Here is a 21,953-nt window from a genome sequence, read left to right as displayed (position 1 = left end):
CCGGCAACGTCTCGTCAGCCCGGATCAGGCAGCGCCCTTCAGCTTCTTGGTGCATTCGCTGTAGTAGCCGCCGCCCTTCTGGATCCACTTCAGGCCGCCATTGGCGTTGGTCGCCTTGTTGGCATTGTACTGATCGACGCAGGTCTGCAGCCGCGCCTTGCCCGGCTTCTCCTTGGCGTATTTCGGGTCCACCGCGTTGGGGAACACGGCGGGACCGGTCGGCGCGGGAGCGGCCTCCTTGGCTTCGGATTTCGCCGCCTTGGCCGGCTTGGCCTCGGCGGCAGGCGCGGCCGGAGCCGCCGGAGCCGCGGCCGCGGCGGCATCGCTGCCGCACTGGGCCTTGCGGAAGTCGTTCCACTTCTGGCCGCCCAGCGTGCCGGCCTCCTTCGCCTGCTTGTACTTGGCGCTGCATTCCTGCGCGGTCAGCGCCTTCGCCGGGGCGGCGGCGAACGTCGCGAGCCCAATCACGGCCAGCGTAGCGAGTGACGAAGCAACCAATGATTTTGCGTGAAAACTCATCCTCGATCTCCCTGTGGAGCATGATGGAATGGGACGGTAATTCTAGCGAGACGCCCGCGACCGACAAAGCAGGCGGGAGCGTGGCCGCGCGAAAATATAATTTGCGTCGCGCGGCGATCCGGCTCATTCCATTCACTGCGGGTTCAGCATCGCCGGACATCGCGCCGTGCCTTTCGTTCGAGGACTTCAGCATGAGATTCACTGCCCGGGCGGCGATTGCGGCCATCGCAATGGCCACCCTGTCGGCCGCGGGCCCCGCCCGCTCGCAACCCGGATTGACGCTGCCGGCGCGGCCCGATGCCGCCACCGACAAGTTCGCCAGCCTGGACAAGGCGGCGCGGCGGACGATTTCCGTTGCCTGCTCCAAGGAGGCCGACGAGCAGGGGCTGAAGGGCAAGGCACGCGGCAAATTCCGCTCGGCCTGCAAGCGCGACAAGGCGGCGGCCGCCGCCGCGGCGACACCAGTGCCCGCTCCCTTGCCGACGCCCGACAAGCCGAAATGACCGGCCCCTGCGGGCGCATGCGCGCATGGCGCCTGCGCAGCGGCGGGAATTGTTCGCGCAGGCAGCTTTTGGCATAAGGCGCCGTGCGCCAGATCATCTCTTCCCTCCCCTTTGACCTGCCGAGCCGCGCCAAGACCCTGAGCGCGATCGAGACGCTCGTGCTCGGCACCGCCGGCGGCCTGATCTTCCTCGTCGCCCATCTGCCCGGCGGGCTGATCTCCGGCGCGATGATCGCGACCGCAATCGCCGCCATCGCCGGCCGCCCGCTGGCGATGCCGCCGATTCTGACCCAGACCGTGCTGCTGCTGCTCGGCATCTCGATCGGCGCCGTGGTCTCGCGCGAGCTGATCAACCACGTCAGCGCCTATCCGGTGACGATCGGCCTCCTGGCGCTCGCGACGTTCTGCTCGACCTTCGGCTCCAGCCTCTATCTGCAGCGCGTCCATGGCTGGGACCGCACCTCGGCGCTGCTCGCCGGCAGTCCCGGCGCGCTGTCGCAGATCACGATGCTCGCGGTCGAGCGCGGCGCCGACCTGCCGGCGATCGCCGTGGTGCAGACGCTGCGCGTGATCATCCTGACCGCGGCGCTGCCGCTGGTGCTGGCGGTGGCGGGCGTCGCTCCGGCCGCGCCGATCCCGCTCGGCCAGAGCGTCGCCTCGCCGCTCGGCCTGCTCGCACTGCTGGTGGCCTCGCTGGTCGCGGCGACGCTGATGCAGCTGATCAGGTTTCCGGCGAGCTGGCTGTTCGGCGCGATGGTCGCCAGCGGCGTCCTGCACGGCACCGGCCTCGTCGAGGGCGGCCTGCCGGAATGGATGCGCGGCGTGGCGCTGGTCGGCATCGGCGCCCTGATCGGCAGCCGCTTCGCCCGGATGCGGGTGAAGACCCTGGTCGGCCATATCAGGGCTGCGTTGGGCTCGTTCGCGATCGCGGTGGCGATCTCGGCGCTGTTCGTCACCGTAATCGTGCTGGTGACGCATGTGCGCTTCTCCGACACCATTGTCGCGTTCGCGCCCGGCGCGATGGACGCGATGATGGCGCTGGCGTTGACGCTGCACATCGACCCGATCTTCGTCGGCGCGCATCACCTGTCGCGCTTCGTGTTCGTCACCATCGCCACCCCCGGCATCGTCCATTTGTTCGGACGGCCGCAGGAGGACGTCGACGACTAGGTGCGCTTCCGGGCGATGCCCCAGCCCGCGATGGCGGCGATCAGAAGCGAGATCAGCACGCTGTAGCCGGCGAGCGACAGGCCGAGGAAGCGCCACTGCACCTCGTCGCAGCGCACGACCTTGACGCTGTCGAGCCGCTCCAGCAGGTTGCCCGCGCTGCCGAGATTGCCGATCGGCCCGGTGCATTCGGTCGGCCCCGGCCAGAAGCCCCATTCGACGCCGGAGTGATAGACGCCGAGCCCGGCATTGCCGAGCGCGGCCAGCGCCACCACGCCGACCCCGGCGAGCACCAGCGCGCGCGGCGCGCCGCCTTTGGCGGCGAGCGCGATCAGCAGCCCGAGCGGCACGATCGCATAATAGGCCCAGCGCTGCTTCAGGCAGAGCTCGCAGGGCTGCAGGCCCCAGACCAGCTGCATGTACCAGGCGCCGGCCAGGGTCGCCGCCGCGATGCCGGCCGCGAGCAGCGCCGCCGTCACCGCCGGGCTCATGGCTCCCGCCGCCGGGCGCGCCATCACAGACGTATTGGTCATCGATCCTCCGCAACGGGCAGGCATCCGGTCCAATGCCGGGCCGGTCCGGCTCCTACTCCGGCTCGCGAAAGCTGTCGAGATGCGCGCCCATCACGTCCGTGCGGGTTGACCCGGCCCGGCCGCCCGCTATAGTCCGCCCGCTTCGCTATGGTTCCTGCACAGGCCCGGCGAATGCCCCTGTGGCGGAACTGGTAGACGCGCTCGACTCAAAATCGAGTTCCGCAAGGAGTGCTGGTTCGATTCCGGCCAGGGGCACCAAAAGCCTTCCTCATAGTTTCTCATAGATGCTCAGAAGTCCCCATTTTACGGGGCACTTTTGCGATTTTCGCTTCCTCATTTGGCGTCACGGTGACTCTAGATTTCTACTCACAATGTGAGTAGAAATGGGAGTACAAATCGTGGACATGGGAAAGCTACTCACATGGCCCTGTCGCAATTTTCGATCACGAGCGCCAAGCCCAAAGCAAGGCCGTACATGCTCTCGGACGGCGATGGTTTGCACCTGTTTGTCTACCCCTCGGGAAGCAAACTCTGGCGCCTCCGCTACCGCTTTCACGGCAAAGCCAACATGCTCTCGCTCGGCGCGTTCCCGGCTGTTTCTCTGCTCTCGGCCCGGAAACAACGCGACGAAATCAAGGAGCAACTGGCGGCCGGCATAGACCCGTCTCTTCGCAAGCGAATGAACAAGCTGGCGGCGACCACCGCCGCACAGAACACCTTCGGCGCGGTTGCTGACGAATATCTTGCGAACCTCCAAAAGAACGGCGCAGCCGCTCAGACCTTCAGCAAGAACCGCTGGATGCTCCAAGACCTCACCGCGCCCATTCGCAACCGCCCTATCGCCGACATCAAGCCCATAGAAGTGCTCGACCTCCTCAAGAAGATCGAAGCGAGCGGCCGGCGGGACACCGCTCACCGCCTCCGCTCCGTCGTAGGCGCCGTCTTCCGCTACGCCATTGCGACCCTTCGCGCAGAGACCGACCCCACCTATGCACTTCGAGGTGCGCTCTTGAAAGTGAAGGTCAGGCACCGCGCCGCCATCACGGACGAGAAAGAGCTTGGTGCGTTTCTCATCGCCCTCGACCAGTACGAGGGCTGGCCCATTCTTCAATCAGCATTCCAGTTTCTCATCCTCACGATGACGCGGCCCGGCGACGTGCGCGGGATGAAGCGCACCGAAGTGAACTTTGAAAAGCGCCTATGGACCATTCCGGGCGAGCGGATGAAAATGCGCGAGCCGCATGACGTGCCACTCTCGCGCCAAGCGCTCGCTGTGCTCAAAACGGTCTGGCCGCTCAACGAAGAACATGAGCTTGTTTTCCCGTCCCTGCGCTCGCACAAGAAGCCGCTTTCCGAGAACGCGTTCAACTCTGTCCTCCGCAACATGGGGTACCCCCAGGACAAAGCAACGGCCCACGGCTTCCGCTCGACCGCCAGCACCATCTTGAACGGCCACCGCTTTGACCGGGACGTGATCGAAGCCGCCCTTGCCCACCAAGACCAAAACGAGATCCGCCGCATCTACAATCGCTCCCTCTACATGCCAGAGCGGACCAAACTGATGCAGGACTGGGCCGACCTCCTGGACACCTTCAAGGGCAAAAAATCGGTCCGGCGGGCGGCATGAGTAACTATGCGCATCTTGCGGTTGCGCGCTCTTTCTCATAGCATCGCGCTGTCCATCGGTGGTGAACCGGGGGCGTGCACGCTCTCTCTCAAGGGAGATGTTGCATGTCTACCAAGCCGCTCATCGTGGACTGGAAGGGGCTGCGGAAATTAGGCTGGCCCTACGCGCGTGCCCATACGTGGAGAATGATGTTCGACCCTGCTTACGCGGCCCGAGCATTTCCAAAATGCAGGAAGCTGAGCAGCCATCGAAATTCGCATCCTGTGTGGCGCGTCTCTGAGGTGCTGGCGTATTTCGAAGCCCACGGTCTGAAAGTGACTGAAGATTGGAACGCTCCTACGTAAGGGAGCTGGGCGGTCGGGAGTGCACATCTCGGCCGCCCATCTTGTGAGATGAACCATGCGCTGGTTCAAACAATACGCGCTGATATTTTTGGTCAGCTTGCTGAACAGCAGTCCCGCCTTTTGTTACGGCGCGATGGCAATTGCCGATTTTATCGGAACGAACAAAAAGGTACCCATCGTCGTTGTGAATGAGCCTTCGCCGACCGAAGCGCGCGAGACGGCTTTGCACCAGTGCGAGGCAAATACGCTGCACGAAAACTGTCGCATCGAAATCAGCTTCTCGTTTGAGTACTTGTCTGTCTTTATACCCACGGACGGCAAAATTCTCGACGGCGAGCTTTTCACTGCGCCGGGTACTACACCCGAGGATGCACGCGAGAACGCTCTTCAACTCTGCAGAAGTGCAAGGAGCGGAGAGCAATGCAGGGGTGACTTCTTAGTCTGGTCAGACGACACATCGCCACCAGCCCCTCGTCGGCCTAACGTTGCTGCCGTCGTTCAACCGGCTCCAACGACCTCTCCGCAAAATGACGTGACGCGCGTCGTCAGGGAGGTTGAGAATTCGGCCACAACCAGTCCGCAACCCGCTCGGCAATCTACCGACATCGTTGCTGTAGTGGGAGAAAGCCAATACGGCTGGCAGCTCGTCGCCGTGCCGGAATCCAGCGGAAGCGCCTTGGAAAAATGCGCGTCGTTCGGTTGGCGATCATGCAGGACAATCGGATTTATTCCCCCAGGTCGTTGCGGCTCCTATGCTACGAGCCCCGACGGGAAGGAGTTCCGCTTCGCCGTCGCAAGCAATCTGGAGGAAGCGAAAAAGCAAGCACTCCAATTTTGCTGGCCACCAGATAACAACTGCGCATCACGATGGGGCCAGTGCAATGTCGGCGCTCAGATAGCATTTACCGGCTCATCAATAGACGGCGAGTATTTCGCAAGAAAGCGAGCCGCGGCAAGAGATTCCGCTAACACTATTCCAAAGCCTCAACCGCCTACCATTCAACCGAATACTACTGCCGCACCATCAGTCCAGCTCCCACCCCAACGAGCACAAGCGACCTCTCCGCCCATTGTTGCCCAATCGTCCGCACCACCAGTTGCGAGCGAAACCGGCATCATCGAGTTCCGGTACCTAAACTATCTGTCGGTTGGAATATTGGCTGTCCTATTCATGTGGCTCCTGTGGGCGCTTAGCATCCGCACGCCGTACGATATCCTTCAAAAATATCTTTCAGTCGCCCTGTGGTCAGGGCTTCCAATACTTCTTGCCGTCTCGTTGCAACTAATCCTACTTGAGGGCGCTCAATACATTGCGCTTCCCCCGATCCTCATAACTCATTTGCCGGCATCTCTACAGCTCTACGGCATCGTCTATCTGTTAATCTACATAGCCAATCGCGCCCGCGTTACGGCATCCCCCCAAGAAGCTGAAGACGAAGGTCACACGTTCTTGCGCTTGCCCGCATTCACGGTGACGATACCCGTCGCACTAGCGCTGTACGTTTCGCAGCACCAATTCAAACTGGACACGGAGATTGCCGTTTGTTCGCTGTTGACATTCACCGTATTCGGCATCGGCTATTTTATACGACCCTATGACGCAGTCTCGCGTTCTGTTCTTGCCACTGAGCAACTCCAACCAGAAACTCCGGCGCAGCAGTCAATCGAGCCAGAGATTGCGTCGCAAATCAATGAGGTCGAAACACTCCTTGCTAACAAGTTGCCGGCGGTCATCCCACAAGCTACCCAAATCGTTCAACCGATGCCTCCCCTCGAAGGCATCGTCCTCAAGCTAAAGCGGTCGCAAAAGACCGGCGCCATGGGTGGCCTCATCTACATGCTTGACGCCCGTATCGATGCTTCTCAGGAAACCCTTTCTCTGATCGCGAAGCATAATCTTGGCGGCAGACTCATCTACGAGAGCGAGGCGAGGCAGAAGCATGTAGCCGCCGCACAGGGACATTTGGCGGCCACGCGAGGGGGCCCGAGCCTTTTGGCTCCGGCGTCCGAGCAAGCGAAGGGAGCCGCCGGTACCATTTGGAAACTTGGCCGTGCGGCTGTCAGCGCAGTCAGGGCATCGCTTGCACTGCGCATCACCGTAAACAGCTTGCTCTCCGGTGTGCACGTGGAATGCAAAAGCATGGAGGAATTACTGGAGGCGGAGAGCGCTATTCGGGAAGCAAAAGAAAACCTTGAAGGATTTTTGGAGACCGCGCAGACTTTTGACGGGCGCGAGGAAATTCATTGAAGCAGTCCCCTCACACACCGTTCCTGCGCGGCTTTACCGATGAGCGAGCAAAGGATCTCGCCGAGACGGCTTCCCTCTATGCCCGCGTTACAAGCGCGCACCGCGCGAGCGCATGGGCACGGCCGGACGCCGTCACACTCGTCAGCAACGCGATAGTCGAGCGAGTCTGCGAAGTAGTCGAACTGCCTGCATATCAGCCTCTCGGACGAGCGCTGGACGATTTCCAACAGGAAATGCTGCGGCTCGAAACGGCAATCTTTTCCTCGCCAACGGTCGATTTCTCCAGACCGATAACGCTGATAGAGCAGACCCAGCTCAATCGGCATTTGCGGTCACAAGAATACTTTCTCTCTCACGACGACAGGCTGGCCGAACAGCTAGCGGACACCATTGGCAATATCTCAGCAGGGTTGATCCAGTCGCTTCCGCCGCTCGTAGAAAGCGCCTTTACCGTCCCGCTTATCTCACTGCTCCACGATCCCAGCGATGTAGCCGATCGTATCGTCGGCACAATTTGTAGTAACGAGCTGATCGAGGTGGGACTGCTCACAGCAGTCGGCGAGCGCATCTATGAGAACATCTGCACTTATTCGGGCGTTCCCCTCGATGGAAACTCGAAGAGGCCGCTTATCAAGGCCTCAGATGCAGAATTGTCTCCCGAAGAGCTGGTCGAAACCTATTTCGCAGGCACGCCAATCCGCGACCTCCTTCTGTGCCCGCTTCCGTTCGCGCTTCCTGATGAGACGCGATTCAGCGGCCATTGGATTATCGCCCCGCCTGGGCGGGGCAAGACTACTCTGCTTCATGCCATGTTCCTCGATGACCTCCCGCGCCATGCCTCCATCGTCGTCATGGACAGCAAGGGCGACCTCATCAATCCGATAAAGAACATGGCCGCCGTTGCTGACAGGCTCGTCCTTATCGAGCCCGACAGTTACCACCCGCTTGCCCTCAATCCCCTCGATGTGCCGAGCGAGAACATTCCGCATACCATCGCGCTCATCGAGTACATACTGTCCGGGCTTTTGGATGCCAAATTCACCAACTTACAATCCGCGCTCTTCCGCCATGTCCTCCCGGCCATGTTGCAAGCGTTTCCGAATCCGACCATCGACACGCTGAAGCGCGTTCTGGCCGACGGCCTGACCCGAGACGAGGTCGAAAAGCTCGATAGCCGATTGAGGCAATTTTTCGAGAACAAGGCGAGCGGCTTTCACTCGAAAACGTACGCGGAGACCCGGAGCCAGATCATCTGGCGCCTCGACTTCATTCTCACCAACGACACCATGCGCGCCATGTTCGCCTCTCCCACCACTCGCCTCAAGATCGGGGAGGCAATGAACATCGGCAAGATCGTCCTCATCGACGCCAGCAAGGCGAAGCTTGGCGACGAGGGCAGCGAGTTCTATCAACGGTTCTTCCTGGCTCTCATCCTCGGGGCCGCTCAGGCGCGCTCAACGCTCAGACCTTCTGAAAAGCTCCCGGTGTATTGTTACTTGGACGAGTGCCAATGGGTGCGTAACGATCAGAAGCTTGCGACCATCCTGGATGAATGCCGCTCTCAAAAAATCGCGCTCATCCTCGCTCACCAACGCACGGACCAAATAACAAACCCCAACGTCCTTAGTGCGGTGGCGAACTGTGCTATCCGCTTTGCCAACAGCGACGACGAGGCAAAGTATCTTGCGCCGAAGCTCCGATGTGAACCGGAGTTCCTGCACAACCTACCGCGCGGGACGTTTGCCGCCTTCGTCCGCGACCTCACACCGCACGCCATCGCTCTAAAAGTCCCGTATCGGAACATCGAGGACTTGCCGCGCATGACTGCCGCCCAGCAAGTCGCCATTCGCCAGCGTATGCGGGACGATTACGGATTCATTCCGGAGCCCCCACCAATCCATGCCGCGGCTTCTTCGTTCTCGGCACGTGAAGCCCCGGCAAATGCCACCGCATCTCCGGCAAGAGCGGGTCACGATAAGCCCCGATCAGCCGCGACACGTCGCGACGACCCGCCACCGGCGAACGACAAACCTGAGACCGGCTCAACCTGGTAGAAAATGTTTCGTTAGCGCGTAGCGTCTCATAGCGACGCTGGCTTCCCCACCACACCTTTTGCTCACCGTTATTCGAGCGCGCGCTCCATGTTAATTCAGTGGCATGGATCAACGGTCACGCAATTCACGTTGGGATAGAGAGCCGAAGCTCGATCGGGCCGGCAGGCCGATCATCGCTCGGCTTTCTGAGGACGATCTCGCTATTTTCAAATTGCTGGGTCGGTATCGTTACCTCCCGTCTGACTATCTCGCTGCGCTCACCGGCCGGTCAATCCCCGCACTGCAGGCGAGACTTGAAGTCCTCTGCCGCAAGCCCAACGGTTACGTCAATCGGCCGCACCAGCAGCGCGCAAATGCCAACGCGAATACAAGACGTTTAATATACGAATTGGACGATAGGGGCGCGGACGAGCTTCGCAGCCGCGGCCTCACCTATTCTCGGAAGAAGTACCTGCGCAACTTCGCGCATGAACTGATGGCGTGCACGATCGCGGCGTCATTCGAGATCGGTGCTAAGAGCAGCAACACGATTCGCCTTATCGGGTGGCACGACCTCCTCGATAGCCCGCAAATGCCGAGTGCCACAAAGCGGCTCGCGAACCCACAGCTCCTTCCAATCGAGCGTGACGGGCGGGCCGAAAGTCTCGCGAGTGATTGGCGGCCGTTCGTCGTTGAGCGAAACGCCGGTTCGAAATCCTATGCATTCGTCTTCGGGTTCGAAGCCGATTGCGGCACCGAGCCGATTGATTCAGGCGACGACCAGCGCACGTCGATCCGCAATAAGTTCATCGCCTATCTCAACGCCCTCAACCAGGGTGTGCCGGCACGGCACTTCGGCGCATCCACATTTCTGATCCCCTTCGTCACGACTACGAAGACTCGAATGCTTTCCATGATCGATCTGTTAGAGCGGCTCAAGCCGGGCGCATATGGCAGGCGGTTTCTTTTCAAGCATATTCCCTCTCTCACCTCGTTTGAGAAGCCTGCACCCGCCTCAGGCCACATGCTTTTTGAGCCGTGGCAGCGGGCGGGATTCGAACCGTTCTCTTTGGCTGAGTGATGGATCATGCGCCGGGACCGGCGAAGAATCGTCGAACTTAACGACCAGCTCCGTACCACCTTCAAGGGGGGACGCGTGCAGATGACGCCCGACGTCTATGACCTCGAGCCTCGCCTGCGTGGCCGAGCGCTCCTCTTCCTGTCAAAGTATCGAAAGTTCGACCCCGAGAGCGAGCACGACTGGGGCACGTTTATCTTCGGCGGCTACGCGTTCGAATGGCGTATCGAGTATCGATCCGCAACTGGATCAGGCCTTTCGCGCGACCCGGCGGACCCACATTCGACCCTTCGCGTCCTTACCCTCTTCGTTGTCGCAGACGCCTTGCGGTAGCGCCATCCCCCGCTGGGGATAACCGGTGAGACGTGGGACGAACCGCGTTATCCTTACACCCATGGATATCGACACGCCGCGACCTGTCGCGACAAGTCCCGACAGCGATTTTACTCTCACGATCGATGAAGCGCTGGAACGATACGGGCGAGCTGGTCTACCGCGTACGCCGCGGAGCATTCAGCGCTATTGCGCAAAAGGCCATCTCGAATGCCGCTTAATCGAGACGCCCATTGGCGAGAAGTACATGATCTCGCCCGCATCCGTAGACAAACATATTGCGTACATTGAAGAGGTCAGCGCTAACGCGACAGGTCCCGACCTGACGCGACAAGGCGCGACAGGACGCGACAAGGCGCGACATGTCGGCGCCGAAGGCAGCACTTTGAACATAAAGGAAAAGCTAGTCCGGGGGGACGCGACAACCCCCGACAAGTCGCGACAAGACGTGCCAGAGACTGAATACGTCCAGCAGCTTGAAAAACGCCTCGTCGAGAAGGACGGCGAGATCGTGTTTTTGCGCGGAGAGGTTTCGGTCAAGAACGATCAAATCAAGGACTTAACCGAACGAGCAAGAGAGACCAATCACCTCATCGCAGGACTCCAGAGAATGCTTACGCCGTTGCTGGGGCACCCCGACGGCCCGAAGTCGGCCCCAAATTGACCGCCGCTCGACGCGCTTACTTTCCCGGTCTCAATCGTTTGGAGGTATCGCTTGCATACTACAACTTGGCAGATATAGTCTTGCATTTGGTTCGCATGGAGGACACATGCGACGGGTATCCGGACTGACGACGCTTTTTGCTTTTGTAAGCACAAGCACACCACTGGCGCTTACCCCTGCCTCACTTCGGTACTTTCGGTGTTCCTCAACAGGCGAGTATTGAGCTGACAATAGCCGTCGGCAGCCGGGTACATATGCGCAATGTTTAGCTTGCTCAATCCAGCTCGCTCCATACGGGAGCTTCTTGACTACCTCCTGGCTGAGGATCACGAGAAGTATCTGTATAGAGGGCAGACCAAAGATTATTCCACGTTGCTCCCGTCACGCTTTCGACGCGGTGTCACGGACAGAAAGCTCGATTACGACTGGATCAGCGTCGATAGCACAAAATCCAATCTGTCTCTGACTGACCGCGATCGGGTCAAATCCATGGTGCGTCGCAAATTGATGCGGACGCATGGGAAGGGTCTGGGCAATATTATTGCCCAGCAATATGGAATGGGTTCAGAGGTCGTTGATGTTACAGAGTGCCCTAAGATCGCTGCATTTTTTGCAACGCGCGCCTACCCCGCATACGACCATTTCGGAGGGAACGAGAACAACGGATATGGCGTCGTGTACCGAATACGAAGATGGCCCCAAATCAGAAACGTTGCTCATCTCGAAGACACCGTGCACGTCATGGAGCTTAAGGATTTCAAGGGAAAAGAAGTTGTCTGGTTTAAGAATCGCGTTGCATTGCCTGCACTAACCATATCGGGGGACGCCGAAACGGTTGCCATGCTGGAGAAGTATTTCAAAAAGTATGGTTCAATGGAAGCCGACATGAATACGGCTCACGCGAGGGTTACGTTCTCCAACGTCATCGATATCGCGGAGCCACTGGGTACGGCGCATGGTGGTTCGTTGCCCGATTTGTCCAATTCTCGGCTGGCAAGGCAACGAGGTGGTTTGCTCTATCCATTGATATGGCACAGGTGCTTGCATCCCACACGCGTCAAGCTTTCGAGGAACGGGAATAAGGACGAGTATTTCGCAACACCGGATCTGGTGGCAATAAAGGACATTGTCGCAGTCCACGACTTGAAGGGCGCGCCTGACTTCGAGGCGTTCTATTTTAGACATGGATCGAACATCATCACAGAGTACGCGCCTGACTATCTGTGGCCAAACCTAGCCATCGATCGAGCCTATCAATATGTGGCCGAGGTCTCCGCTGAAGTGGGGGCGAGATACCTGTCCGACTATGGCGTCTCTGTTCATGACGCTGTTCATGGCCTCGTCGATCCTGGTTATCGGACATAACTTCAAGCCTTGAAACCTCTGCCAGGCCGGTGTGCTCTACTCATGTTGCGATTGGCGGCGTGTCTGGCCGGTTGCCGCGACCAGCCGCGACAGATCGCGCCACGTCGCGAGTAGCTGACAAAATTTCGCTCGCGTTGTTTGATGGCGTTATCCACTCCGAAGTGGGGGACAAGTTGGCCATCGTCCGTTCGGCGCAACGTATAATGGCAAGGTATGGAAGGTCAGTCGGAACGGCACATCAGCAACATCTTGCGTGAGCGCAACATCGAAATTATCGGAGCTGACCTGGCCACGCGTCACGGATTCACGCAGGTCCCGAACTTCATTCTCACGAACAAAGAACTCTCTGTTGGAGCTAAGCTCGCTTACGCAATGTTGCTTAAATACGCATGGGGAGATGATGCCTGCTTTCCGGGTCAGGTGAAGCTTGCGGAAGACATGGGTTCAGGCGAGCGAAGCGTCCGCCGCTATCTCGATGAGCTCGAAAAGACCAAGCTCTTGGAGATTGTGCAGCGTGGCCTCGGTAAGACCAATCTATATCGGCTCTTCCTCACAGTGCAGAAGCAAGCCACACATGGCCGGCACTGAGCGGCCAATTTGGCCGCTCTTGAGCGGCCATCGTTGCCGAACTGGAGCGGCCAAATCAGCCGCTCTCTCTATATAAGAATACGCATTTAAGAATACTCATGATAAAAATACTCAGTTCAGGGAATGCATTTTCAAATAAGGGAATACAAGCAATCGACTGACCAAAAGTGCTGAACAGTTCGTATCCTCAGGACGTCCCACCCAGGCACCAGATTCATCAGGATAAGAGGGTACAACAGCTATACACCTGACTTGTACCCCTCGGTTCTTACCAATCGCCAATGTGTTCTGATAGCACGGCATAAGTCGCCCCCGCTTTGTCGGGCTCGCCGCCCGACCCCGCGCCGCCACTCATCAAGCAAAGCTTGATCGAGCTGGCGGCGCTCCGGCGTTCCTTCCCGGAATTCGCGTGCCGCTCCATTCCGTCCAGTCCCTCCGGAGCGCGCTGCGGTCTGCGCTCCCCGCACTGGAGTGCGTGGTGCTCGACTGGCGGCGCGGGGTCGGCCGGCTCACGCCGGACGACGCGCACCCTGACGGGTCCTCTTGGCGGATCTCGCCCCACGGTTCTCAATGGGGCAACCAAACATGGGCGAGATTCCGCCGGCGATGCGCGTCTCCGACAAAGCGGGGGCCGACATCACACCGGTATCCACACGGCATCCACACCTACCTAGCGAACCGCCAACAGCCTCCGGGGCTACAATAGACGGACCACGTCTCACGGCGTGGCGACAGCCTCGGGTAGTTCACCGACCACACCCCACCATAGGTCGCTCGGTGAGCCGCGGGTCGCTTCACTCCCACAGAAAGCGGCGCGCACGAATGGCAAACGCGAGCTGCGCCTGGCAGCACGGGTTTTCACCGGAGGCAGTCGCGACGTTATGGAGCAGGAGCCTATTTCTATTGCAACGACTGCTAGCGGCGGCGGCATCACGTTCTCGCGCGAAGAACGCGAACGCCACCTATACATTGTCGGCAAGTCAGGCAGTGGCAAAAGCACTCTGCTATTCAATCTCGCAATCGACGACATCAATAGGGGAGAGGGGATCGCCGTCATTGATCCTCACGGTGACCTAGCCTTCGACATTCTCGATACGATACCGCGCACTCGCATCAACGACGTGTGCTATCTCGACGTGACGGATATCGAGCGGCCGGTCGGATTTAATCCGATCACGCGCGTTGCGCCGGGAAGGCGGGCGCTTGCCGCGGCCGGGGTGGTATCGGCGTTCAAGCACATTTGGTCCGACAGCTGGGGGCCGCGACTTGAGCATTTCCTCTATCATGGCATCGCGGCCCTCATCTCGCGCCAGCATTCTACGCTGATCGACCTCCCACGGGTTTACATCGACGACCGCTTCCGGGAACGCCTTCTCCGCGACGCCAGCGACAGCGAGACGCTCCGGTTCTGGAACGAGGAGTTCTTGGCGTATCCGAAATCATTTCGCTCGGAGGCCATTGCTCCCATCCTCAATAAGGCGGGGCAAATTGCCGCGGCGCCTCAGCTCCGCATGATTCTTGGGCAAGTGGCCCCGCGATTCGATCTCGGGTTCACGATGAACAACCGGCGCATTCTGATCGCCAATCTCGCCAAGGGATCGATAGGGGAGCAGGCGTCTAACCTGCTCGGCTCACTCATCGTCTCTCATTTACAGCTCGTCTCCATGGACCGATCATCCGTTCCGCCTGACCAGCGGGTCGCTTTCTTCGCCCACATCGATGAATTCCAAACATTTAGTTCAGACGCCTTTGCGTCACTGCTTTCGGAGGCGCGCAAGTTTGCAACCCATTTCTGCCTTGCCAACCAGTACACGGATCAGCTCCAGTCCGCCGTGCGCTCCGCGGTGATAGGCAACGCGGGAACGCTGATCATCTTCCGCGTTGGCAGCCGCGATTCCGAGCTCTTGGCGCCTGAATTTCGAACGATGGAGCGCGGAACGCTTGCGGATCAAGAGCCTTTCACGGCCTGGCTTCGGCGAGGCACCGGCCAAGAGCGGATTTTCGTGGCACCTAGACAGTACGCGCGGCTCGGCACCGCGGATACGATCCGCGCGCAGAGCCGCCAACGCTTCGGGCGACCGGGCTGGGCGATCAACCGCGGATGAGCCAGGCAAGACCCGCGCGTCTCGTGAATTCGTACTTTCGCGCTCTGATCAGCATTATCGTGGACACAACCAATTGGTGTGGTAGTATCTGTCGCCAATTTGAAGACTAGCGCGAGGAGGGGGCTCCATGCGCGAGGTCGCGATAGCGTGCGCATTCCTGATCGGTTGGGCCACCGTAGCCCAAGCGCAATTTCAATGTCCGCCTGGAAGCACAGAAGTGTCAGGAGGTGGCGGCATCATGTGCCAATGCCCCGACGGCTCGTATGCGGGGTTATATAGTGGGTGTCGGCAACAATACACACCGCAGGTCCAGCAATCGGTTTGCCCTCCCGATACGGAGTATTGCGCTCATGTCGGATTGTGCTGCGGCAGGGGGAATTACTGCTCCAAATATGGCTGCATAGCGAGGGGCTCCATCGAGTGTGGCGGCTATTATTGCGCACCGGGACAAAAGTGCGCAATCGGACGCCGGGGATGTTACGCCGAGGGGGTTGTGGATTGTGGACCCAGACACAATAGCTCGTGCGATGAAGGACACGTCTGCTGGACGGCGCCCTATGACATTCCCGGCGTGGTGAAGAAAGGACAGCTTAGGTGCCCGACACCAGAGCAAGCATCAGAGCTAGAAGCACGCATTCGAGACCTCAAAGCCGAACAGCAGCAACATGAACAGCAAGCTCGCGAGGAGACTAGACGCAAAGAAGAAGAGCGCAAGGCAGAGGTCGCTCGCAAGAAGCAAGACGCAATTGATGCAAAGACGAGGACCGACCAGGAACGCAAGGAGGCGGCAGCTACCGCGAAGCAAAAGCTCGAGGAACTTGCTCGCGAGAAACTAGTTCGGGAGAAGGCGGCTCAGGAGAAAGCGGCAGCGGACAAACTCGCGGCGGTTGAGGCGCAACGTAAAGACGAAGCGGAGGCAAAGCAAAAAGCAGAGAACGCGAAACGCGCGGAAGATGCGCTCCTCAAGAGTCTCCAGGCTGAGAAAGAGCACCGGCGCACCGCAGAAAAGGCGGCGGCAGAGAAGGCGCCTCCCAATAAGGCGGCGACAGTAAGGGCAGTCGCGGAGGAAGCGAGGCTCGCCGCAGCTCTGCAGGGACAGAATGTGTCGCAGCCGCCGGGTGTTGTCGTCCCAGCGCGGGCGCAGCCCATAAACGTTGCTACGGCACGTGAGGTTCAACCCTATTCAGTCCTGGCGGCGGACGTTTACGCCGATAAAAGCAAGGCCAGCGCCAATTTCTTTGGGTTCCGCCGAATAAATGATGACTGGAAGACAACACTAACAAAGAGTGGACTTAATGCGTCCCAAGTTGGCGCGTTTGCAAATTCGAATTTTTACGGTTCGACTTATGTGAACCCCGACAAGAAGGAGATCGTTGTCGCGTTCCGTGGGTCACTTTATCCTGGCATTAGTGGTGGAAGTTTGAAGGATTGGGCCACTAACATTGGGGCACGTTACTTGCCGCTTAATGGGGTAGTCCGGCCAACCCAATATGAGGCAGCTTTGGCATATGCCAAGGCCGTCCGCGATATGTCTGAACGAGACTACAAGGGCTTTACAATCAAATTGACCGGACATTCCGAGGGTGGCAGTGAGGCAAGCTACGTCGGAAATCAGCTTGGCCTCAATACGTATACCTTCAATGCCGCAAGGAATTCGTTTTCAACACAGGAGAGTTCTGCACGCGCGGGTCGGCAGGTAAACGTGTACACAATTAAGGACTGGGTAGGCGATCCTGATACAACCGCCGACATCGCACGAATGGCAGGGAAAGGTCTTCTTCCCGGCAACACCGTATTTGTTAGTCCGACGGGTGGTCCTGACTTGTCAGTTGGGGAGCGTCACTCGATGGATAACGTTGAGGCTGGTTTGGGGGAGTTCTTACTTAGAGCCGAGCGAGGGCGACGGTAGAAGTTGTCGGATTTGAGAGAATTCGTGCTGGATTAAAAGCCCATTATGACAACGGCCCATAGACCCACAAAGATTGCGGCCAACATAAATGCACCTGCGATGATCACGATCCTGAGAATGCGTATCAAAAGACTCGTTTGCGAAGGCTTCACTGCTGCATAATTTCTTTTTCTTCGAATGAAGAAGATCGTGAGCCCAGACAGGAGCACAACCGGCACAATCGCGATCAGATATAAAAAACTTGTAATGCCCAAAGGATCAGAAAATATAAGTGCAACGGGAAAGAGAACGAGCCCGAGAAGGATGACGGCAACGAGAAAGCTTTCTATGGCGCTCACACGTCAATTCTAACACGCGATAGGCAGTGGAAAAGTGCGGCGTGCTATTGGCAACGGAATTGCAACGCAGAATCCACCCCAACAAGTGAAGTGATGGGAACTCGCAGACTGGCAGGGGCTTTCGTGAATATCACACATAAAGTGATTTTCTTGCTGCTCACGTCCGTTATTTTTGTCGGCGCTGCTTCCGGTGACCGTGAGGTGTGCGAGAGGGGGCAAGATGAAAAGTCAGTTTCCGCGTGCTCTCGCTTGATGTCCTCAGGGCAACTGGATTTGGTAGATCAGGCAATATTGCACGCTCTTCGTGGTACAGCCTATCGACAGAAGGGAGAATTTGACCCCGCAATTGCGGACTTTACCCGGGTCATCGAGCTCACCCAGAAGTACGCTTCAGGCAAAATAATCGCGTCGGCGCATGTGGTTCGGGCTGGCGCTTATTCCCTGAAGGGCGATCTCGAAAAATCTCTTGCCGATTATCGAGCTGCGCTCGCCTTGGATCCGTCCAATGATCAAGCTGCGAACGGGATTGAAAGAATTGAAGCGGCGCGGGCAGAGGCGGAGCAGTCTCGAAAGAATGCCGAGGCGACGACACTGCCGTCTGCGGCGCTGTCAACCGGGGTATCGCTCACAGAAGATAGGGAAAGGATTTTGAAGGCCAAGGACAGTTTCAAGGAATGTGACACGTGCCCCGAAATGGTGGTGGTGCCGGCGGGGTCGCTATTGATGGGTGCGCCCATAGGCGAGCTTTCCCGGATGGAAAACGAAGGCCCTTTGCACAAGGTGACGTTCGCGAAACCGTTCGCTGTCGGCCGGTTTTCCGTGACACTGGATGAGTATGATCGCTGCGCGGCCGATGGGGCCTGCGAGGGATACAAACCTTCGGACCGCGGCTGGGGACGCGGCCGTCGGCCGGCAATCAACGTATCGTGGCACGACGCCAGGGCCTATATCGAATGGCTTTCGAAAAAGACCAGCAGGAAATACCGATTCTTGAGCGAGGCCGAGCGTGAATACGTCACGCGAGCTGGCACGCTCACACCCTTCTGGGTAGGCCAAACCATCTCCTCGAAACAAGCGAACTTCGACAACACCACGTCATACGCCGGCGGACCCAGAGGTGAATATCCAAGGAAGACGTTGCCCGTTGATTCCTTTGCCCCCAATCCATGGGGCCTCTACCAGGTACATGGCAACGTTTGGGAGTGGGTTGAGGATTGCGCCAGTAACAATTATCAAAGCACGCCGACAGATGGCTCAGCCTGGACGGACAGCGATTGTAGTCACCGTGCCGTACGCGGCGGCTCCTGGTACTGCTCTGCCGGACAGCTCCGATCCGCTCACAGAAGTTTCGTGCCCGTTGATCGCAGGGACACCGATGTGGGATTCCGAGTTGCGAGAACGCTCAGCTCCAAGTGATGAACGTTGTACGTCAAGTTCAGGGCGTGACTGTGGTCTTCGCGCAGCGCGCCAAAATGGCTCAACAAGGCCCTAGAACACCACCGCCGATTTATTGGCTCCATTGAGCCATGTTTTTCGTGTTGAGTTACGTCGCACAATATTGTTTTTACGACACGAAAATCTCGTGCCGTCAATGGCGCGCCTATAATTCAAGCACCTTGCGTGCGCAATTTCGATGATTTGCTACAATGCAAGGGTATGACCAAGTTGCTTGAGGAGGCCATCGAACAACTGCGCGACCTGCCGGAAGATGAACAGGATGCCGCGGCGGACGTGCTGTTTGTTTACATCTCGAACGACGCGCGCGAATACCAGCTACGGCCGCATCAAGTCGCGGAGGTCCACCGCATTCGTCGCGGACTGCGCGACGGATCGACCCGGATCGCGACGGACGCCGAGGTCAAGACTGCTAGGCAAAAATTCCGATCATGAAAGTGCGCTTCACGTTGGAAGCGCTGACTCATATCGACGCCATCGGGTTCTATCTTGGGCACCGTAGCCCGGCCGCCGCCGCGCACATCGTTGGTCGCATCTTCGCCGATTGCGACCGGCTCGCGGAATTTCCGCATCTAGGGCATGTCGGCAGCGTGCGCGACACTTATGAATGGACGGTTGCAGGACTCCTCTACATCGTGGTGCACGAAATCAATCAGGACGAAAGCGAACTCATCATTATTGGAGTCTTCCATGGGGCACAGCGTCATTAGGCGGCCGGCTCGGCCTTCGGCCGCCACGCTCTATCGCGCTGATCGCGCCACCGAGCCCGCTTCCCTCTTTTTAGATCGGTCTCGTCCCTTGCGGGCGACGATCGTTGCCGCTCCCCTATTGTGCTCCTCGCCGGAGGCACTCGGTCCCGCCTCCCGCCCGAAATGGGCGGCGCTATGCTGAGGCTCCTGCGGGTGCCTTCTTAACCGGCCTCGTCGCTGCAGTCGGTCCCGCGTCCCGGCTGCGCCGTCGCTATGCTGACGCTCCTACGGCTGCGTTGTTTATGATTCGTGCTCGCTCTCCTTTCCCAGTCAGCCACATCGCTTCCAACGGATTGCTCGCTCCTAGCGTCTCGAAATCGGCAAACAGGAACAAGTTTGAGCCCTTCCCATTGGTGAGATGATCGAGCGCAGTGAGCATCCGATCAATCCGGTTTGCGTCCGTGGTTATTGTGAGGACCCGAAAATTCTCGATACCGAGATCGTGCACGTGGCGGCGTTGCCGGTTGGCTTCGAGGTAGGTTTGCAGCTTCTTTGAAAAGTACGTTCGGTGCGCGTTGCGATAACGTTCGACCGGCATCTCTCCCCTATCGATTTCGACCATGAAGTAGCTCTCTTTTGCATCGCTCATCCGCAGACCGAAGAGCACATCCGGCACCACCGCGTTCCGCCTCAACACGCCGCCGATCCTGATGCTCGCTTCCAGTTTGACCAGGCGATCACGGTTGCACTTCGGCGCATCATCCAAGATTTCGTTTCGTTCCAAGACGCGCAGATCACTTCGACTACGCGCGGCCAGCTCAAGCGCGACCCAGAATTCGGCGATCGAAACCGTGTGTTCGATAAAGCGCCAACCGGCGCCACGCTCGCTGTCGATGCCATCGAGCAAACGCCGCCGCACGTCTTCGCCGTGCTTGCGCAGCAACCCGGCGCCTTTCCGCGTCAGCGCATAGATTGTCGGGCGCGACCCTTCGTACAGCAACCGGCTCGCGACCTGCGCGACGGGCCGTTCCACATAGCCGTTCTCAAACAGTGCGAGCAGCGCCCGCGAAACATTTTGCGCGCTCCCGCCGTCAAGCGCGGCGAGCTGCGCCGCCGAGGCCAGCCGCAGCCGGGCGATATTCCGAAGCAGTTCGATGTTGCGCGGAGTCAGCCGCACTGGCCGCGGATCTTCCGGCCGTTCGAAAAATCTTCGCCGCTCCCGAGCAAACGTTTCCATAGAACTGATTATAGCGCGTCAAAGGACGTTCCTTTTTGGTCGTGTGCATGGACGCCTTTGTTGCGGCGGACGCTCCCCTATCAAGGGCGGCCAACGCGCCGTCGCCTCCGGCGATTCCACCCTTGACAGGGTCCGCGTAGCGCCGCTTTGGGCTATCCATGCAAACGACGCCCTGTTCTACGACCGCATCAACCAAAACATCTGTTGAAGAAGTACGAGCGTTTCCTTGTGCAGTGGCCATCCTTGCGCAGCCGAATCCGACGGTGCATCCTTAAGGCAGTCATCCGTCTTGTTGACCGGCACCCTACTCGGATGTCGGTCTTGCAAGACGGAGAATAGAGATGTTGCAACGAGACGCTCCTGCGGTTGGGGCAACCCAACCCCCTGCCGATCTCGCCTCCCTCATTCAATTCTATTCCATCGAACTCGCACCGACGGATGACGGCGGTCTCTATGTCGGCGTCACCGCGACCGTTTGCGAGCACGAGGGTGAGTTGGAGCTGATGGAGATGGGCTCGGGCCGTGTCGATACGCTCGACATGGCACTGCTGATGATCCGCGACGCGGTCGCGCCGCGTCACTGAAACCTCAATGGAGAGACGACATGAGTACCGAAGTACACAGGCCCGATTTCCGGGCATTCACTGTCATCAAGCGGGGCGAGGGTCAGGACGATTTCTGGCTTCCGATCGGCGCCGCCTTCGCCCACCAATCAGGTGAAGGATTTAACCTGATCCTGCAGGCACTTCCGCTCCCGGACAAGGACGGGCAGTGCAAGATCGTGCTACGCCCGCCGAAGGATGACGACTCGCGTTCGCAGAATCCCCCAGATCGAAGCGACCGCAACAACAAATCCGGCTCTCGACGCCGGTAGCCGCCCTCAGCTGAGGGCAGGCTCGCAAGCCGCCGGCATAGCCGGCGGCTTCTTTCTATTGATACGCGCCCCCATACCTCCCCTGTTGCCGTAAGTACCCCCGTATCTGTTTGGGGAACGAAAATTTCGCAGCGATTTCAAATTGATTGCGCGACCCCTTTTTCCCTCGCCGCGCGCGACTGGATACTACGTTGGTTTGTTTTTCTTGCTTATGTGTGCGCTGGCGCGCTGCTCCCGGAGGGAGTTCGAGATTGGTGCCTCGGGCCCGCGGCCTGAAGGCCGCCGTGCCCTCGTGCACGTTCCTGCGCCGACCCCTGCCCGACCGTGGACCGCCTCAATCCACAG

Annotated in this window: 21 protein-coding genes and 1 tRNA gene; 18 read left to right on the top strand and 4 right to left on the bottom strand. The window is 59.0% G+C overall.

All coding sequences use genetic code 11. The features are described from left to right. Positions 1-24: 24 nt before the first annotated feature. The gene (locus QW881_RS04480; protein ID WP_315755910.1) at positions 25-519 is read right to left on the bottom strand and encodes a hypothetical protein; all 495 of its coding nucleotides are present in this window, start codon (positions 517-519) and stop codon (positions 25-27) included. Between the two features lie 191 nt (positions 520-710). On the opposite strand from QW881_RS04480, the gene QW881_RS04475 reads away from it, so the two are divergent. Continuing rightward, complete coding sequence (locus QW881_RS04475; RefSeq protein WP_315755909.1) at positions 711-1,022, top strand: PsiF family protein; 312 nt, start codon at positions 711-713, stop codon at positions 1,020-1,022. Positions 1,023-1,105: 83 nt separating this feature from the next. Continuing rightward, complete coding sequence (locus tag QW881_RS04470; protein ID WP_315755908.1) at positions 1,106-2,191, top strand: AbrB family transcriptional regulator; 1,086 nt, start codon at positions 1,106-1,108, stop codon at positions 2,189-2,191. Here the strand turns inward: QW881_RS04470 and QW881_RS04465 are convergent. Then, positions 2,188-2,721 carry a disulfide bond formation protein B gene (locus QW881_RS04465; RefSeq protein WP_315755907.1) on the bottom strand — a complete coding sequence of 178 codons (534 nt, stop codon included), beginning with the start codon at positions 2,719-2,721 and terminating at the stop codon, positions 2,188-2,190. The two genes, QW881_RS04470 and QW881_RS04465, sit on opposite strands and share 4 nt — an antisense overlap. A gap of 173 nt (positions 2,722-2,894) precedes the next feature. On the opposite strand from QW881_RS04465, the gene QW881_RS04460 reads away from it, so the two are divergent. From QW881_RS04460 to QW881_RS04415, 11 genes are all read left to right on the top strand, one after another. Continuing rightward, positions 2,895-2,979 (top strand) — tRNA-Leu (locus tag QW881_RS04460). A 163-nt stretch (positions 2,980-3,142) separates the two neighbouring features. After that, positions 3,143-4,348 carry a tyrosine-type recombinase/integrase gene (locus QW881_RS04455; protein WP_316158326.1) on the top strand — a complete coding sequence of 402 codons (1,206 nt, stop codon included), beginning with the start codon at positions 3,143-3,145 and terminating at the stop codon, positions 4,346-4,348. A 399-nt stretch (positions 4,349-4,747) separates the two neighbouring features. Continuing rightward, positions 4,748-6,940 carry a DUF4189 domain-containing protein gene (locus QW881_RS04450; protein WP_316158325.1) on the top strand — a complete coding sequence of 731 codons (2,193 nt, stop codon included), beginning with the start codon at positions 4,748-4,750 and terminating at the stop codon, positions 6,938-6,940. Further along, on the top strand, positions 6,937-8,994 hold the full coding sequence (locus QW881_RS04445) for a hypothetical protein (protein WP_316158324.1): 2,058 nt from the start codon (positions 6,937-6,939) through the stop codon (positions 8,992-8,994). Before QW881_RS04450 ends, QW881_RS04445 begins: the two co-directional genes overlap by 4 nt. 103 nt (positions 8,995-9,097) lie before the next feature. Next, positions 9,098-10,054: a replication-relaxation family protein gene (locus QW881_RS04440; RefSeq protein ID WP_316158323.1), complete on the top strand. Its 957-nt coding sequence runs from the start codon at positions 9,098-9,100 to the stop codon at positions 10,052-10,054. Between the two features lie 6 nt (positions 10,055-10,060). Then, positions 10,061-10,384 carry a DUF3768 domain-containing protein gene (locus QW881_RS32560; RefSeq protein WP_410052019.1) on the top strand — a complete coding sequence of 108 codons (324 nt, stop codon included), beginning with the start codon at positions 10,061-10,063 and terminating at the stop codon, positions 10,382-10,384. A 61-nt stretch (positions 10,385-10,445) separates the two neighbouring features. Continuing rightward, on the top strand, positions 10,446-11,048 hold the full coding sequence (locus tag QW881_RS04435) for a hypothetical protein (protein ID WP_316158322.1): 603 nt from the start codon (positions 10,446-10,448) through the stop codon (positions 11,046-11,048). A gap of 261 nt (positions 11,049-11,309) precedes the next feature. Continuing rightward, the gene (locus tag QW881_RS04430) at positions 11,310-12,413 is read left to right on the top strand and encodes an FRG domain-containing protein (protein ID WP_316158321.1); all 1,104 of its coding nucleotides are present in this window, start codon (positions 11,310-11,312) and stop codon (positions 12,411-12,413) included. 213 nt (positions 12,414-12,626) lie between these two features. Further along, the gene (locus QW881_RS04425) at positions 12,627-13,001 is read left to right on the top strand and encodes a helix-turn-helix domain-containing protein (protein WP_316158320.1); all 375 of its coding nucleotides are present in this window, start codon (positions 12,627-12,629) and stop codon (positions 12,999-13,001) included. 881 nt (positions 13,002-13,882) lie between these two features. Further along, positions 13,883-15,106: a type IV secretion system DNA-binding domain-containing protein gene (locus QW881_RS04420; protein WP_316158319.1), complete on the top strand. Its 1,224-nt coding sequence runs from the start codon at positions 13,883-13,885 to the stop codon at positions 15,104-15,106. Between the two features lie 571 nt (positions 15,107-15,677). After that, positions 15,678-17,015 carry a hypothetical protein gene (locus QW881_RS04415; protein WP_316158318.1) on the top strand — a complete coding sequence of 446 codons (1,338 nt, stop codon included), beginning with the start codon at positions 15,678-15,680 and terminating at the stop codon, positions 17,013-17,015. Positions 17,016-17,047: 32 nt separating this feature from the next. On the opposite strand, the gene QW881_RS04410 is transcribed toward QW881_RS04415, so the two are convergent. Beyond that, the gene (locus tag QW881_RS04410; protein ID WP_316158317.1) at positions 17,048-17,353 is read right to left on the bottom strand and encodes a hypothetical protein; all 306 of its coding nucleotides are present in this window, start codon (positions 17,351-17,353) and stop codon (positions 17,048-17,050) included. Positions 17,354-17,476: 123 nt separating this feature from the next. On the opposite strand from QW881_RS04410, the gene QW881_RS04405 reads away from it, so the two are divergent. From QW881_RS04405 to QW881_RS04395, 3 genes are all read left to right on the top strand, one after another. Further along, positions 17,477-18,769, top strand: a complete 1,293-nt coding sequence (locus QW881_RS04405) for an SUMF1/EgtB/PvdO family nonheme iron enzyme (protein ID WP_316158316.1) — start codon at positions 17,477-17,479, stop codon at positions 18,767-18,769. 240 nt (positions 18,770-19,009) lie between these two features. Next, positions 19,010-19,243: a hypothetical protein gene (locus QW881_RS04400; protein ID WP_316158315.1), complete on the top strand. Its 234-nt coding sequence runs from the start codon at positions 19,010-19,012 to the stop codon at positions 19,241-19,243. After that, positions 19,240-19,518 carry a type II toxin-antitoxin system RelE/ParE family toxin gene (locus QW881_RS04395; RefSeq protein WP_316158314.1) on the top strand — a complete coding sequence of 93 codons (279 nt, stop codon included), beginning with the start codon at positions 19,240-19,242 and terminating at the stop codon, positions 19,516-19,518. Before QW881_RS04400 ends, QW881_RS04395 begins: the two co-directional genes overlap by 4 nt. A gap of 250 nt (positions 19,519-19,768) precedes the next feature. Here the strand turns inward: QW881_RS04395 and QW881_RS04390 are convergent, their stop codons facing one another. Next, complete coding sequence (locus QW881_RS04390; RefSeq protein ID WP_316158313.1) at positions 19,769-20,734, bottom strand: replication-relaxation family protein; 966 nt, start codon at positions 20,732-20,734, stop codon at positions 19,769-19,771. 341 nt (positions 20,735-21,075) lie between these two features. Between QW881_RS04390 and QW881_RS04385 the strand changes: the two genes are divergently transcribed. Together QW881_RS04385 and QW881_RS04380 are read left to right on the top strand one after the other, a co-directional pair. After that, entirely contained in the window at positions 21,076-21,318 is a 243-nt protein-coding gene (locus tag QW881_RS04385) for a hypothetical protein (protein WP_316158312.1), read from the top strand. 20 nt (positions 21,319-21,338) lie between these two features. After that, complete coding sequence (locus tag QW881_RS04380; RefSeq protein ID WP_316158311.1) at positions 21,339-21,608, top strand: hypothetical protein; 270 nt, start codon at positions 21,339-21,341, stop codon at positions 21,606-21,608. Positions 21,609-21,953 lie beyond the last annotated feature (345 nt).

Source organism: Bradyrhizobium sp. SZCCHNS3016 (assembly GCF_032484535.1).
Classification (GTDB): domain Bacteria; phylum Pseudomonadota; class Alphaproteobacteria; order Rhizobiales; family Xanthobacteraceae; genus Bradyrhizobium.
This window is presented reverse-complemented; position numbering and strand designations above follow the sequence as displayed.

Coding starts and splice junctions, on each gene's coding strand:
- QW881_RS04480 (WP_315755910.1), bottom strand. CDS start 519: ATGAGTTTTCACGCAAAATCATTGGTTGCTTCGTCACTCGCTACGCTG.
- QW881_RS04475 (WP_315755909.1), top strand. CDS start 711: ATGAGATTCACTGCCCGGGCGGCGATTGCGGCCATCGCAATGGCCACC.
- QW881_RS04465 (WP_315755907.1), bottom strand. CDS start 2,721: ATGACCAATACGTCTGTGATGGCGCGCCCGGCGGCGGGAGCCATGAGC.
- QW881_RS04455 (WP_316158326.1), top strand. CDS start 3,143: ATGGCCCTGTCGCAATTTTCGATCACGAGCGCCAAGCCCAAAGCAAGG.
- QW881_RS04450 (WP_316158325.1), top strand. CDS start 4,748: ATGCGCTGGTTCAAACAATACGCGCTGATATTTTTGGTCAGCTTGCTG.
- QW881_RS04440 (WP_316158323.1), top strand. CDS start 9,098: ATGGATCAACGGTCACGCAATTCACGTTGGGATAGAGAGCCGAAGCTC.
- QW881_RS32560 (WP_410052019.1), top strand. CDS start 10,061: ATGCGCCGGGACCGGCGAAGAATCGTCGAACTTAACGACCAGCTCCGT.
- QW881_RS04435 (WP_316158322.1), top strand. CDS start 10,446: ATGGATATCGACACGCCGCGACCTGTCGCGACAAGTCCCGACAGCGAT.
- QW881_RS04430 (WP_316158321.1), top strand. CDS start 11,310: ATGTTTAGCTTGCTCAATCCAGCTCGCTCCATACGGGAGCTTCTTGAC.
- QW881_RS04425 (WP_316158320.1), top strand. CDS start 12,627: ATGGAAGGTCAGTCGGAACGGCACATCAGCAACATCTTGCGTGAGCGC.
- QW881_RS04420 (WP_316158319.1), top strand. CDS start 13,883: ATGGAGCAGGAGCCTATTTCTATTGCAACGACTGCTAGCGGCGGCGGC.
- QW881_RS04400 (WP_316158315.1), top strand. CDS start 19,010: ATGACCAAGTTGCTTGAGGAGGCCATCGAACAACTGCGCGACCTGCCG.
- QW881_RS04395 (WP_316158314.1), top strand. CDS start 19,240: ATGAAAGTGCGCTTCACGTTGGAAGCGCTGACTCATATCGACGCCATC.
- QW881_RS04390 (WP_316158313.1), bottom strand. CDS start 20,734: ATGGAAACGTTTGCTCGGGAGCGGCGAAGATTTTTCGAACGGCCGGAA.
- QW881_RS04385 (WP_316158312.1), top strand. CDS start 21,076: ATGTTGCAACGAGACGCTCCTGCGGTTGGGGCAACCCAACCCCCTGCC.
- QW881_RS04380 (WP_316158311.1), top strand. CDS start 21,339: ATGAGTACCGAAGTACACAGGCCCGATTTCCGGGCATTCACTGTCATC.